This is a genomic window from Kribbella sp. NPDC059898 (assembly GCF_042730855.1).
Taxonomy (GTDB): domain Bacteria; phylum Actinomycetota; class Actinomycetes; order Propionibacteriales; family Kribbellaceae; genus Kribbella.
In genome coordinates this window covers 426556-440278 of record NZ_JBHWKR010000001.1, presented here as the reverse complement: position 1 = coordinate 440278, position 13723 = coordinate 426556, and the positions used below count along the sequence as shown (strand labels likewise).

Below are 13723 nucleotides of genomic sequence, written 5' to 3'. Positions count from 1 at the left end.
ATCACGAGAACAGGGCACTGGCCACCGCCGCCAACTCGTCCTCGATCCGGGTGTCGCCGTCCTCGGTGAACCACAGCACGTTCTGCAGGATCCGCCCCGCGGTCCAGGCCAGCCCACGGTCCCGCTCGATCCCGGTCACCTCCAGCATCAGGTCGAACCGGTCCCGGATCGCCCGCGCCACGTCACCGGTCGCGACGAGATCGTCCCACCGGTTCCACAGCACCGGGAACAGGTCGAACGCCGGATCACCCGCGAGCGGCTTCGGGTCGATCACCAGCCACGGCTGCCGCTCCGCCGCCATCACGTTCAGGTAGTGCAGGTCCCAGTGCAGCAGCCGGTCGCCCGGCTCCGGCAGCACCTCCCGCACCATGGCGACGAAGCTCCGGACCAGAGCCTGCTCGGCCGGGTCCTCCAACCGTGGGATCAGGCGCGGGGCGTCCTCGACCATTCCGGCAGCGATGTCGGCGAGGCGACGGACGCCCGGCGGGGCGGCGACGGCGCTGAGGTGGTTGAGGAGCTCGGCCAGGATGCGGGTCGCCTCGGCCGGATCGGGGTGAGCTTCGAGCTTGCGTGGGTGGAGGCGTTCGAGCAGGATGGTGGACGTCGCCGGGTCGTCCTCGAGGACCTCGACGACGTCGTCGTGGTTCCACGTACGGAGGGCCAGCGCCTCACTTTCGCTCTCGTCGTTCACCGACTGGAGTTTGAGCATCGCCGCGGTCCCGTCCCGGCGTACGACGGGCACGATCAGCGAGGCCTCGCCGCTCAGCACGTCCCCGTCGACGGTCAGGTCCCACTCGCCGACGTACCGCTCGACCGACCCGGGCAGGCTGTCCAGCCAGTCGGACGCCTTCTCGCTGTGGTTCCGGATGAGCTTCGCGGGAATCTCGATCACCCGATGCACAGTAGGTGCTCGGCCGGGTGATGTGCTTGGGTCTTCCCGTGGAGAGCAGGCATCGGCGGGTGCAGCGGATCGTGGCGGCGACGTACTTGGGTATCCCGGTGCTGTTGCTGATCGTCGTGGCGGTGATCGCGTCCCGCGGTACGGCGGCCGCGTGGATCGGGTGCGTCGTACCGCTGGCGATGCTGGCGCTCGGGTTCGTACTGCGCCGCCGGCATCGCTACCAGCCGCGCTGGTGGGCGGTCGTCGCCGGGTCGTTCGGCGGGCTGACCGGTCTGATGGTGACGCTGTTCCCGCTGGCGGCCGGCGTGTGGTGGCCGGCGGTGCTCGCGCTGCCCGGACTGATCGTCGGCGTCGCCGCCGGTCTCGTTCTGGCCCGTACGGCGAACCGCGCGCTGCTTGTCCCGTTCGACCCGGAGCTCGCGGGTACGCCGTACGAACTCGTCTTCCGGCTCCGCGGCATGCCGCTGGCGGCCGTCCTCGTCGGCGCCGACCGGGTCACCGTCCAGGCGCACCCGTTCCCGCGCGCCGAGCACCAGTCCCGCGGCTACCCGCTGACCGCGATCACCGGCACCCACGCATTCGACCTCTCGGGCGCCGAACGCCTCAAGTTCCCGATCGCGGTCACGCACGCGGTCGCCACCCCCGGCCCCGCCGTCATCCTCCAGGCGAACGGCGAGGACTGGGTACTCCCCAGCAACCAGGCAACCACCCTGATCGACATCCTGGCGGTCCGCCGAGGCTAGTTGGCGGCGGCTTCTTCGCGCTTTCTGGTGTCGGCCTTCTCGGCCTGCCAGCCGTCCTCGTTCTTGCCGAGGCGCCAGTAGCCGGAGAGCGAGACGCGGTCGCGCGGCAGGGCACGCTCCTGGAAGAGGTTCTTGCGGATCCGGAAGACGAAACCGGCCTCGCCGTGGACGAAGACGTGCGGCGTGCCGGCGGGGAAGTCGAGGGCCTCGACGGCGGCGACCAAGGCGTCGCCACGGGCGCCGTCCGCGCGGTGCAACCACTGGACGTCGACGTCGGCCGACGTACCGAACTTCTGCTGCTCGGTCTCGTCCGCGACCTCGACGAGGACCGTGGCCCGCGCGCCGGCCGGCAACTGCTCGACGGCCGCACCGATCGCCGGGAGCGCGCTCTCGTCGCCGACCAGCAGGTGCCAGTCGGCCGCCTCGTCGGGCGCGTACGCACCACCCGGGCCGTTGAACCACAGCACGTCACCGGGCTGCGCCGACGCCGCCCACGGACCCGCGACGCCCTCGTCGCCGTGGTGCACGAAGTCGATCGTCAGCTCGCGGGTCGCCTCGTCCCAGGCGCGGACGGTGTACGTGCGCATCGTCGGCCACTGCTCGCTCGGGTACGTCTCCCGCACCACGCCCATGTCCAGCGGTTCGGGGTACTCGACGCCGTCCTGGCCGAACAGCAGCTTCACGTACGTGTCGGTGAAGCCGTTGCCGGCGAAGTCGTCGGAGGTCAGCACGACCCGGATCATGTGCGGCGTGATCCGCTCGGTCCGCTGGACGACGGCACGCTTGCAGACGCGGTTACGGCGGGGTGCGGGGCTGGGCACGCGACCACTTTCCTCTCGGGCGGATAGGTAAGGTCACCCTAACCCATCCGCCCAAGCGGCCTAGGTTCCGCGGATCGAGAAGGCCTTGCTGACGCCCGCGACGTACGGCGCGCATGCCGGGAAGGAAACCCGGTAGGGGATCGGCCCCCGGTACGCCGGTTGCGCCGTGAGCGTGAAGCGCCCGGACCTGCGCACCCGCCCGGCGCTGACGGTCCGCCACTGCGAGGCGCCGTACAGCCGCTGCAGCTGGACCGCACAGTTGTACGGTGCGCCGGCGACCGTACCGTTCACCGGGACGATCGTGCCGATCGGAGCGCTGGCCTTCGACGGCGTCGCGGAGACGATCGCCGGACGGGCGGCGGTGAAGCCGAGCGTGGCGTTCAGCCATGGGTCGCCCGGGACGATCAGGCAGTTGCTCGGGTTGTCCGTCGACGCCGGGTAGGTCTTCGTCACGATCCCGTTCGTGCCGGTGACGTCCGTCGTACCGGGACCGAAGTACTCCACGCAGCCGCTGTCGTGCTTCAGCGCGACCCGGATCCGGCTCCCGTACGGCTTACCGGTCTGGGCGTCGGTGATCGCCCAGCGGATCGAGTACGGCGCGCCGAACGGGACCACCTTCGGCGTCACCGCGGCGGTGATCCGCGGCTGATGCGTGCCGGTGACCGCGAGCGAAGGACCGGCGTACGGCGTCGGGTCGAACGTCGGCGGGCTGGGCGGGGAGAACGGGCCGGTCTGTACGCCGGTGACCTTGAAGGTCCCGTTCGCCGTGGAAGGGACCTTCAGCGCGCCGCTCCAGGTACCGGACGCCGCGTCGCGGACCAGGTTCGTGGAGAACAGCGCGGACATGGTGCCGGAGCCGCCGGTGCGTTCGAGGATCACGTTCACCGGGGCCTTCGCGTCGACGCCGTACGAGCCCTTCACCGTCACCGTGACCGGCACGGTGTTGAGTCCGCTCACCGCGACGCTGCCGCGGTTCAGCGTGACGGACTCGATGTGCAGGCGCGGGTCTGGCGCGGCGTGCGCCGGCGCTGGGAGAACAGCCAGCGCCAGCAGTCCAGCGAGCGCCCGCTTCATCAGGTGCCTCGGATGGAGAACGCCTTGCTGAACGCGGCGATCGAGTTGCACGCCGGGACGTACGACCGGTACGGGATGCTGCCCTTGTACGCCGGTTGCGCGTTCACCGTGTAGCGCCAGGACGAGCGGACCTGTCCGGTGCTGACGGTGCGCCACTGGGTCGCGCCGTACAGCCGCTGCAGGTACACCTTGCAGCCGGACGCCACCGTGTGCACCGCGCCGTTGACCGGCACGATCGATCCGACCGGCGCACTCGTCCGGGACGGCACCGCGGTCACCGTCGGCTTGGTGACCGGACGGGCCACGAAGAACGACAGCCACCCGGTGGTGTCCGGATTGCCGGGCAGCAGCAGGCAGTTGAGGTAGTCGCCCAGCGACCCCGGGTACGACTTCGTGACCACACCGTTGACATCGGTCAGGTTGGTGTAGCCCGGGCCCATGTACTCGACGCAGAGGTTGTCGTTCTCCAGCGCGACCCGGACCCGGGTGCCGTACGGCTTGCCGGTCTGTGCGTCGGTGACGGCCCACTTGATCGTGTACGGCGCGTTGCGCGGCACCACCTTCGGCGACACCGAGGCGCTGATCCTCGGCTGGTGCGTACCGGTGACCGTGAGCGTCGGACCGGAGTACGGCGTCGGGGTGGTCATACTCCCGCTGCCCGGGAAGTAGGGCCCGGTCTGGGCGCCGGTCACCTTGAACGTGCCGTTCGCGGTGGACGGGACCAGGACCGACCCGCTCCAGCTGCCGGCGCCCTCATTGCGGACGAGGTTGGTCGACAACAGCGACGGGTCCATTCCGGTGCCGCCGGTGCGTTCCAGGACCACGTTCAGGGTCGTCGTCGGCTCGGGCGCGTACGAGCCCTTGACGGTGACGGTGACCGGCACCGTGTTCAGGCCGCTGACGGCCACGGCGGTCTTGTTCAGCGTGATCGAGGTGATCTTCAGATCCGGATCGGGCGACGCGTGCGCCGCGAGCGGCGCGGCCGCGAACCCCAGCGCCGCGATCGGTACTGCCAGCAGCGCGGACAGAACTCGTTTCATGGTCACGTCCCTCGGATGTAGAACGTCTTGCTGAGTCCCGCGACCACGGAGCCGCAGGCCGGAAGGTAGGCGCGGTAAGGAATCAGGCCCTTGTACGCCGGTTGCGCGCTGAGCGTGAACCGCCCGGACGTCCGCAGGTGCGCGTTCCCGACGGTCCGCCACTGCGAGGCGCCGTACAGCCGCTGAAGTTGCACCGGGCAACTACGGGTCACGTGGTACACCGAGCCGTTGACCGGCACGACCGAGCCGACCGGCGCCGCGGCCTTCGCGGGGGCCGCCGAGACGATCGCCGGACGCGCGACGCGGAGCCACTGACCGGCGATGTAGTACGGGTCGGTGTAGATGTGGGCGCAGTTCAGCAGGTCGCCGTCGTCGGCCGTGTAGGACTTGGTGATCAGTCCGTTCGTCCCGGTCCTGTACATCGGGCTGCCGCCCTCGGCGCACGGTACGTCGACGCCGAGCCCGATCGGGATCCGGGACCCGTACGGCTTGCCGGTCGCGCTGTTCGTGACCGCCCAGGTGATCGAGTACGGCTTGCCCCACGGCACCACCCGCGGGCTCACCACGGCGGTGATCCGCGGCTGGTTCGTGCCCCGGACGGTGAGCGTCTGGCCGGCGTACGGCGTCACGTCGTACGGCGTGCCGGCGAACGGGGCGCCGTACGGGCCGCGCGCCACACCGGTCACCGTGAAGGTGCCGTTCGCGGTCGAGGCGACGTACAGCCGGCCGGTCCAGGTGCCGTTCTCGATCGTGCCGTCCGTCCGTTTCAGGTCCGTGGAGACGATGTCCTCGCGCGCTCCGGCCCCGCCGGTGCGCTTCAGGTACACGTTCAGGACGGCGTTGTTGTCTCCGCTGTTGCCGGAGTGGTATCCGCCCTTGACGGTGACGTTGACGGGATAGGTGTTCAGACCGGACACCGCGACCGACGTACGGTCGAGGGTGACCTGGGAGACGGTCAGGTACGGATCGGGAGCGGCCTGGGCGGCCGGCACACCACCGAGCAGACCTCCCGCGAGAGGAATCGCGCACAACGCCGCGAGTACTCGATAGATTCGCATGCCACTCAGCGTGACAGCGGTACAGGCCGGTTCCAATCATTTGGGCGCGGATGTGCGCGATCGGGCGGCCGCGCCTAGACCGGATCACGGTTGCCGGATTCAACTTCCGGGACCCGACTGTTAACCCGTAGGTAACTCACCGACAGTGTCGGCGACCGCTACGATCCGCAGGCTGTTCCAATGAGTCAGGTCCCGGGGGTCGACCGCGTCACGCGCACCGACCGGCTCGGCAATCCGATCTCGCTCGGCGACGTGCTGCCGGAGAGCAAGGCGATCCTGTTCACCGGCGCGCCCGGGATGGGCAAGAGCACCGAGCTCGACCGCGCGGAGGACCTGGCCGCCCGGCACGGCTGGACCACGATCCGGATGTCGGCGTCGGCCAGCATCCCGATCGAGCACCACCTGACCGGGGCCGTCCGGAACAGCCTGGACACCCTGGACCGCCGGTTCCGGGGCCGGCGGCCGCCGACCACCGGTGTCGGCCGGATGATCGCCCGGTTCCGTCCGGACCCGCTGCGCAAGCTCCGCAAGACCGTCAACGACCTGACCCGCAGCGGCCGGAAGACCCGGGTCGGGGTCGAGACCCGCGTCGGCGGCGGCCCGGTCCAGGTGATCCACAAGACCGAGCAGGACACCACGGCGTACGACAAGCTCGGCACCACGCTGAACGACTTCGCCGACGAGCTCGGCAAGCTGACGGAGATCGACAACAAGCCGATCCTGCTGCTGGTCGACAACATCGACAAGGCGGAGGAGCCGGACCGCGCCGGCCTGAACGAGCTGGCGATCCACATCGAGGGCCTGGACCGGCCGGTCTGGCTGATCGCGGCCGGCGGCTCGATGTCGACCAGCAGCCTGATGGTCGCGTCCCGGCGGATGTCCGGGATCGCGACCACGACGTCGAACCAGTTCGACATCCGCGAACTCGAGCCGGTCGCGGACGAGCAGCTCCGGCCGGCCGTCACCAGGCCGCTGGCGGCCGCCGGCATCCCGTACGACGACCTCGCGATCCAGAACCTGCTCGCCGCCGCGAACGGTCACCCCGCGCGGATCCGGAACTTCTGCAACGCCGCGGTCGCGTACCGGGATGCGGAGCAGGGCATCACCGTGCTGGCCGCGGCCCGGGCGATCGCGCACGTGAACGCGGACGCGGCGCAGATGTACCAGGACGTGTGGGACCAGAAGGACACCAACGCCGCGCAGAAGGACCTGCTCGCCCGCGTCGCCGCCGAGGGGTCGAACGGCCTGTCGATGCCGGCCGTCACGCAGGCCGCCGGCCCGGGTGCCTGGCAGCAGATCGACGAGGCCCGCCAGGACCTGGTCGCCCGCGGCCTGCTCCGCGAGCACGACGGCACGGTCGTCACGATCCCCGACCACGGCTTCCGGGACTGGCTGAACGACTACCTCGGCCAGACCCCGAAACCGCCGGCCGCGACGCCGTTGCTGCCCGAGACCGCTGCCGGGTCCGGCGCACTGGCCCCGGCGCACCCGACCGGCAAGCTCGAGCGGACCAACGAGGTGTTCGGGTCCGGGACGAAGCTCGTCCACCAGGTCGACCGCAAGGACGAGCGCGGCCGGGCGATCTCGCTCGACCAACGGGTTCCCCGTGGTACGTCGGTGTTGTTCACCGGCCCGCCCGGATCCGGGACCAGCCAGGAACTGAACCGGACCAAGCAGCTCGCCGACCAGGAGGGCTGGATCTCGATCCGGCTGGACGCCACCCGGCGGGAGCCGATCGAGGCCCGGGTGATCCGTTCCCTGCAGGGCCAGATGCGAACCTTCGAAGCGCGCTTCCCACCCGGCGAGGTGAACCAGCTGAAGAAGCTGGTGAACGGGATGGCGATCCGGACCCAGAACCGGATGCACACCGCGCAGGCCCGGTTCGGCTGGCCTGGGGCGTTCCAGGTCGGCGTCCACCGGTCCTGGGAGGGTGTCGCCAAGGACTCCGTCGGAGCCACGCTGAACGACGTCGCCGCGCAGCTCGGCAAGATGGCCGCGCCGACCGGGCAGCCGATCCTGCTCATGGTCGACAACCTGGACGCTGCCTCGAAGTCGGACCTGACCACGCTGACCGACCTGTCGTCGCACCTGCGCCGGGAGAAGAAGCCGCTGTTCCTGATCGCGGCCGGTGGCGAGGAGGCGACCAGCCGGTTGCTCGAGGCATCGGGCGGGAAGGCCGGCAAGGAGACCATGGAGGCCGCGCGCTGGGACGTGCGCCGGCTGACCCCGCTGAACGCGGAGCAACTGCGGCCGGCACTGAGCCGCCCGCTCCACGAGGCCGGCATCCGGTCGACGCCGCAGGCGGTCGATCAGTTGCTCGCGGCAGCGAACGGCAACCCGAGCCGGCTGCGGACCCTCACCGGCGAGGCGATCGACCTGGCCGGGTCGGACCAGGCGCTCACCGCGGAGACCGTCGGTACGGCGATCGAGCAGCACCAGATCCGTTCCCGGGTGCTGTACGACGCCGCCTGGTACAACTGCACGCCCGAGCAGAAGGACCTGTTGTCGCGGACCGCCGCGCACGGCGCGCAGGGGATCCCGATCCCGGCCCGGTCCGGGACCGATCCGGACCGCTGGTCGCTCGACGGCGCCGCGCAGAAGCTCGTCTCCAACGGTCTGCTGACCCGGACCGGGCAGCAGATCAAGGTCGGCGACCCGGGCTTCCAGAAGTGGGTGCAGACCCGCCTCGGGGTCGCGGCCGCGCAGTCCGGCGTCGTCCAGGCCGCGCAGGTGAAGGCCGCCGTACCGACCGGCGAACGCGCGCCCGAACTGCGGGCCGTCGGCCAGAACCGGGACCTGCAGGCCAACAGGTAAGGGCCGCGCCTCAAGGAGACGCGGCCCTCAGGGTTTCGGAGCCTTACGGCCAGATCGAGTTGATCCACTCGGGGTGGTCGATGAACGGGTTCCGGTTGTGCTGGAACTGGGTGTAGATGACCTCGTTGCGGTTCTTCTCGAACGCGTCCGGCGGGTCGGCCGCCGCCCACGCCTTCAGCACCGAGAGCTTGCCGATGTACGGCGCGGTGCCGTTGCCGACCTTGTCGTCGAGCTCCAGGTTCGCGAACCCGTCGTCGCCCTCGTAGCGGACGGCCATGTAGAAGATCATCCGGGCGACGTCGCCGCGGACGGCCGGGCGGGGCGCGAACGAGTCCGCGTCCGCCGTACAACCGGTGCACTGGGCAACCGCCGTACCGCCGTTGTCGAAGTCGAGGTTGCCGCGCGCCGAGTTCACCGAGACGTCCTCCGGACGCAGGTGGTGGATGTCGGTGCCCGGGCCGGTCGCGGTGCCGAAGTCGCCGTGCGACTTGGCCCAGACATGCTCACGGTTCCAGTCGTCGACGCCGCCGCCCTGGCTGCTCTTCGCGATCGAGCGGCCGGAGTACACCTCGATGATGTTGTTGCTGTTGTTCGGGTCCTGGTCGGTGACCTTGAGCGCGTCCCAGACCTGGTCGTAGGTGAGCTTGGTCTGCTGCGAGATGATCGTGTGCAGCGCCGCCTTCAGCGCGGCACCCGTCTTGCCCGCGGCACCGGCGTAGTAGTCGCCGGGGTCGGTCGGCGGATCGCCCGGGTCCGAGCCGCCACCGCCGGTGAAGGCGGTCGCGTTCTTCAGGCCGGGATGCGAGAAGTACGCCGAGAGCGCACCGGTGACGGTGATCTGCTGGCCGAGCAGGCTCGGGTTGCTCTGCAGCCCGTACGACGCGCGGAACGCGGCCGGGATCTGGACGTAGAGCATCGACGACGTACTGGTCTGCGAGGCCGAGTCGGCGAGCGCCAGCGCGTAGTCGTTCGGGAAGTTGCTGCGGACAACGGTGCTGGTCGCGGTCGGCTGCCCGACCACGTACCCGGTGACCGAGGCGGTCGAGTTGTCCTGACGGCCGATCGCGGTGGCGACCGTGATAGTGGTGGCGGCGTTCGACGGGGTGATGCCGAAGCCGAGGAGCGCTAGTACGGCGGTGACGAGCAGCGCAGGACGCAAGAGTCGTTGCACGGCTACTCCCAGGGGCGGTTGGGGACCGGGGGGACGCAGGTCAGTCTGCCCAGCTTGCCGGGCGGCCTAACAAACACCAGGTGAAGAGTTGAACCGGTGGGGTGCTGAAGGAGTGAGTGTCGTTCAGCACCCCACCTCGGCAAGCGGGCCCCCATCAGGCCGTGACGAACCGCCGCAGCCTGCTCTGCCCACCTACCAGCGAGGTACCACTGGCGGGCGGCACCTCACCGACTCGGCGGCGTCGGGCGGACGCCGTTACGGACCGTACTCATTTCGACACGTCTTGTCCATACCCGAGCACCGGCGGGCCGGCTGCTTGTTCGGTCGTGCGGCTGATGCTGCCGGTTCTGGCGTGGTTGCGCCATGTCGCAGGGACGGCAGTGATGGACAGGGCGGATTTCGGTGGCCTGATTGCAAACTCTGTCGGAAGGCTGTCCCGCCCGAAGGAGAAACCGCCATGTCCTCCCCCCGACGGATCGCCGCGCTGACCACAGCAGCGGTCCTTGCCCTCGGCGCGGCGACGGTGATCCCGTCCGCCGCCGCCCCGCCACCGTCCGCGAACCAGGCCCCCGGAAAGACCTCCACGGTCACGCTGATCACCGGTGACGTCGTCGAAGTGACCGACGCGGGCGGTGGCCGGAAGGCCGCCACCGTGCACCCGGCGGCGGGCCGCGAAGGCGTCTCGTTCCACACCGTCGAGGCCGACGGCGGCCTGCGGGTACTGCCGAGCGACGCGGTCCCGTACATCTCCACCGGCGTCCTGGACGTGAACCTGTTCGACGTCGACGAGCTGATCGCGGACGGGTACGGCGCATCCGCCGACCTGCCGCTGATCGTCAAGGACACGCCCGGGCTCCGCGCCGCGCAGAACCTGACCGGTACGACGACCACCCGGCAACTGCCGTCGATCGGCGGCCGCGCGGTCGAGGCCGCGAAGGACCAGCTCCCGGCGCTGTGGAACTCGCTGAAGCCGTCCGTCGGCGTCCAGTCGCTGAACAGCGGCGTGACCAAGATCTGGCTGGACGGCAAGGTCAAGCCGGTGCTGGACAAGAGCGTCCCGCAGATCGGCGCGCCGGACGCGTGGAAGGCCGGGTACGAGGGGTCCGGCGTCGAGGTCGCCGTACTGGACACCGGCGTCGACGCGAACCACCCGGACCTGCAGGGCAAGGTCAAGGAGAGCCAGGACTTCTCCGGCAGCCCGAGCGGTACCGAGGACCACTTCGGCCACGGGACCCACGTCGCCGCGACGATCGCCGGTACGGGCGCCGGCGCCGGCGGTACCCGGAAGGGCGTCGCGCCGAAGGCCGACCTGCTGGTCGGCAAGGTGCTCGGCGACGACGGGTACGGGTACGACTCCTGGATCATCGCCGGGATGGAATGGGCCGCCAACTCCGGCGCCAAGGTCGTGAACATGAGCCTCGGCGGTGACGCCACCGACGGCACCGACCCGCTCAGCCAGGCGGTCAACGACATCACCGCGCAGACCGGCACGCTGTTCGTCGTTGCGGCCGGCAACGAGGGCCAGGACGAGACCGTCGGTACGCCGGGCGCTGCCGCCGCCGCGCTGACCGTCGGCGCCGTCGACCGGCAGGACAAGCTCGCGGACTTCTCCAGCCGCGGCCCGCGCCTCGGCGACTCTGGCCTGAAGCCGGAGATCACCGCGCCCGGCGTCGGCATCATCGCCGCCCGCGCCGCCGGCACCGCGATGGGCGACCCGGTCGACGAGCTCTACACCGCCGCCTCCGGTACGTCGATGGCGACGCCGCACGTCGCCGGGGCCGCCGCGCTGCTCGCCCAGCAGCACCCGGACTGGAAGGCCGACCAGCTGAAGGACGCGCTGGTCAGTACGGCGAAGACGCAGCCCGACCAGACCGTGTACCAGCAGGGCGCCGGCCGCGTCGACCTCACCCGCGCCGTCGCGCAGAAGGTGACCGCCAGCGGGGTCGCGGACTTCGGCCTGCAGACCACGACCGACACGACCACCCGGACCATCACGTACCGGAACGACGCCGACAACGCGGTCACGCTGAACCTCGCCGCGCAGATCACCAACCTCGACAGCGGCAAGCCGACGACCGCCGGCTTCACGGTCCCCGGCACGGTGACGGTGCCTGCGCACGGCACGGCCGACGTACCGCTCGCGCTGGACGCGGCGCAGGTCGGCCGCGGGCAGTACAGCGGCTGGGTCGTCGCCACCGGGCCTGACGGCGTCGTCACGCACACCGCGGTCGGCGCACTCCGCTCCGGCCCGAAGCACAAGGTCACGGTCCGCGCCGTCGACATGGACGGCCAGCCGACCGGTGTCCCGGTGTTCTCGCTGTACGGCGACAACTCGCGGTCCGACGTACTGGCGTGGATCAGGGACGGGCAGTCGTACACCGCGGAGGTCGAAGAGGGCACCTACCTGATGCACGCGCTGGTGGAGCACAACGACCCGCAGGACGAGCAGGCCAGCCTGGTCACCGATCCGAACGTGGTGATCGACAAGGACACCGACCTCGTCATCGACGCCCGGAAGGCGGTCCCGATCACGATCGAGACCCCGAAGCCGTCCGAGCAGCAGGCGGTGCTCAGCTACTACGTGCACCGGGTCTACGGCAACGGCCGGTCGATCTCGCACGGCGTGATGCACTTCAGCACGGTCCAAAAGGTCAACGTGACGCCGACGAAGCCGGTCAAGGACGGCACCTTCGAGTTCTCCTCCCGCTGGCAACTAGTCGCCCCCATGGTCCAAGCAACAGTCCCAGGCCTCCCCAGCACCCCCAGCACCCCCCTGGACATCAACCTGCTGGGCCAATCCCCAACATTCGAAGGCAAACGCCGCTTCCCGCTCGTGTCCACAGATTCGTCCCTCAACGGCGTGCAGGGGGCGGTAGTACTCATGCACTCCGACGACGAATCGGCCCAGGTGGAAGCAGCCGCAGCAGCAGGCGCCGCCGGCATCATCCTCATCCGCCCCGCCGACTGGACCGCCTGGACGGTCTGGGGCCCGACCGGCGACCGCCTCCCCATCCCGGCAATGGTCACCACCACCAAGGACGGCCAGAAGCTGCTCGACCGGATCAAGCGTGGCGGAGCGACGATCGACCTCACGCTGACCACCTCCAGCCCGTACCTGTACGACGTACAGCAGGTGTCGACCGGCGCGATCCCCGCCAAGATCGACTACAAGGTGACCCCGGCGAACAGCGCCCGGATCACCACGCGGTACGCCGACAACGGCGGGTTCAACTGGACCAAGGAGCAGCGGTTCGGGTGGCGCCCGTGGCAGGAGTACTCGTGGAACGACGCGCAGCGGTTCGTCGAGACGCCGAAGGTGCGCGAGGAGTGGGTGACCTCGGGTGACTCGCTCTGGCAGCACCGCGTCCACCACCTGTACACGTGGGACACGATGAACCCGCTCGGCGGCGGGATGACGTCCGTACCGCAGAGCTACCGGGCCGCGAAGTCGGACGAGACCTGGTTCGGTCCCGTCGTCCGGCCGGCCGCCGCGCCGGGTGTGCCGTCGACGCGGACCGGCGACCGGCTGTCGCTGCGGATCCCGACGTTCGTGGACGCGGCCGGGCACTACACCCGCGGCGAGACCACGTCCGCGTCGGCGACGCTGTCCCGCGACGGGAAGGTGGTCGCGGAGCTGCCGAACGCGTGGGCGGACGTGATCACGACGAGCGCGGACGCGGCGTACAAGCTGGATCTGTCGACCGCACGCATCGACGAGGACGGGGAGTGGAACTGGGGGACGCAGACGCAGACCTCGTGGGAGTTCCGCTCGGCGAAGCAGCCGGAGGACAAGGCTGTGCCGCTGACGCTGCAACAGGTGAACTACAAGGTCCCCGTAGACCTGACGGGCCGCGTGGCCACCCGTACGCACGTCATCGGCCTGGACTCCCCGGGAGCTAAGTCACTGAAGGCCTGGGCCTCGTACGACGAGGGCACCACCTGGCAACGCCTGGCCGTAGCAGGTGCTCTTGGGCACTACGTAGCCGTAGTACCCAACGCCCACGACACCGTATCCCTCAAGGTCGAAGCCACCGGCCCGAACGGATCCAAGATCACCCAGTCCGTCATCCGCGCCTACGGCGTCCGCTGACAACCCCGCCG

Annotated in this window: 9 protein-coding genes; 3 read left to right on the top strand and 6 right to left on the bottom strand. The window is 70.2% G+C overall.

Translation table 11 applies throughout. The annotated features are described in order from the left end of the window. Nucleotide 1: 1 nt before the first annotated feature. Nucleotides 2-901 (bottom strand): aminoglycoside phosphotransferase family protein, encoded by a 900-nt coding sequence (locus ACFV9C_RS02230; RefSeq protein WP_380190122.1) that lies wholly within the window; start codon nucleotides 899-901, stop codon nucleotides 2-4. 38 nt (nucleotides 902-939) lie between these two features. Here ACFV9C_RS02230 and ACFV9C_RS02225 point away from each other — a divergent pair, with 38 nt between their 5' ends. After that, a complete protein-coding gene (locus ACFV9C_RS02225) occupies nucleotides 940-1644 on the top strand; it encodes a hypothetical protein (RefSeq protein WP_380190120.1) in 705 nt (234 codons plus the stop codon). Here ACFV9C_RS02225 and ACFV9C_RS02220 read toward each other — a convergent pair. Genes ACFV9C_RS02220 through ACFV9C_RS02205 form a run of 4 tightly spaced genes read right to left on the bottom strand, consistent with a single transcriptional unit; the run spans nucleotide 1641 to nucleotide 5637 of the window. Next, complete coding sequence (locus ACFV9C_RS02220) at nucleotides 1641-2465, bottom strand: siderophore-interacting protein (RefSeq protein ID WP_380190118.1); 825 nt, start codon at nucleotides 2463-2465, stop codon at nucleotides 1641-1643. The genes ACFV9C_RS02225 and ACFV9C_RS02220 overlap by 4 nt on opposite strands. 60 nt (nucleotides 2466-2525) lie before the next feature. After that, nucleotides 2526-3539, bottom strand: a complete 1014-nt coding sequence (locus ACFV9C_RS02215) for a hypothetical protein (RefSeq protein ID WP_380190116.1) — start codon at nucleotides 3537-3539, stop codon at nucleotides 2526-2528. Then, entirely contained in the window at nucleotides 3539-4579 is a 1041-nt protein-coding gene (locus tag ACFV9C_RS02210; RefSeq protein WP_380190114.1) for a hypothetical protein, read from the bottom strand. Before ACFV9C_RS02210 ends, ACFV9C_RS02215 begins: the two co-directional genes overlap by 1 nt. 2 nt (nucleotides 4580-4581) lie before the next feature. Then, on the bottom strand, nucleotides 4582-5637 hold the full coding sequence (locus ACFV9C_RS02205) for a hypothetical protein (RefSeq protein WP_380190112.1): 1056 nt from the start codon (nucleotides 5635-5637) through the stop codon (nucleotides 4582-4584). Between the two features lie 180 nt (nucleotides 5638-5817). On the opposite strand from ACFV9C_RS02205, the gene ACFV9C_RS02200 reads away from it, so the two are divergent. Beyond that, nucleotides 5818-8451: a hypothetical protein gene (locus tag ACFV9C_RS02200; RefSeq protein WP_380190110.1), complete on the top strand. Its 2634-nt coding sequence runs from the start codon at nucleotides 5818-5820 to the stop codon at nucleotides 8449-8451. A 43-nt stretch (nucleotides 8452-8494) separates the two neighbouring features. Here the strand turns inward: ACFV9C_RS02200 and ACFV9C_RS02195 are convergent, their stop codons facing one another. Beyond that, on the bottom strand, nucleotides 8495-9622 hold the full coding sequence (locus ACFV9C_RS02195; protein WP_380190108.1) for an endonuclease: 1128 nt from the start codon (nucleotides 9620-9622) through the stop codon (nucleotides 8495-8497). A 457-nt stretch (nucleotides 9623-10079) separates the two neighbouring features. Here ACFV9C_RS02195 and ACFV9C_RS02190 point away from each other — a divergent pair, with 457 nt between their 5' ends. Then, nucleotides 10080-13712, top strand: coding sequence for a S8 family serine peptidase (locus ACFV9C_RS02190; protein ID WP_380190106.1), 3633 nt, complete (start codon nucleotides 10080-10082; stop codon nucleotides 13710-13712). The last annotated feature ends 11 nt before the right edge of the window (nucleotides 13713-13723 follow it).

Bases quoted from the DNA above. Each gene is read 5' to 3' on its own strand.
- ACFV9C_RS02200 (WP_380190110.1), top strand. From the start codon at position 5,818: ATGAGTCAGGTCCCGGGGGTCGACCGCGTCACGCGCACCGACCGGCTC.
- ACFV9C_RS02215 (WP_380190116.1), bottom strand. From the start codon at position 3,539: ATGAAGCGGGCGCTCGCTGGACTGCTGGCGCTGGCTGTTCTCCCAGCG.
- ACFV9C_RS02190 (WP_380190106.1), top strand. From the start codon at position 10,080: ATGTCCTCCCCCCGACGGATCGCCGCGCTGACCACAGCAGCGGTCCTT.
- ACFV9C_RS02205 (WP_380190112.1), bottom strand. From the start codon at position 5,637: ATGCGAATCTATCGAGTACTCGCGGCGTTGTGCGCGATTCCTCTCGCG.
- ACFV9C_RS02210 (WP_380190114.1), bottom strand. From the start codon at position 4,579: ATGAAACGAGTTCTGTCCGCGCTGCTGGCAGTACCGATCGCGGCGCTG.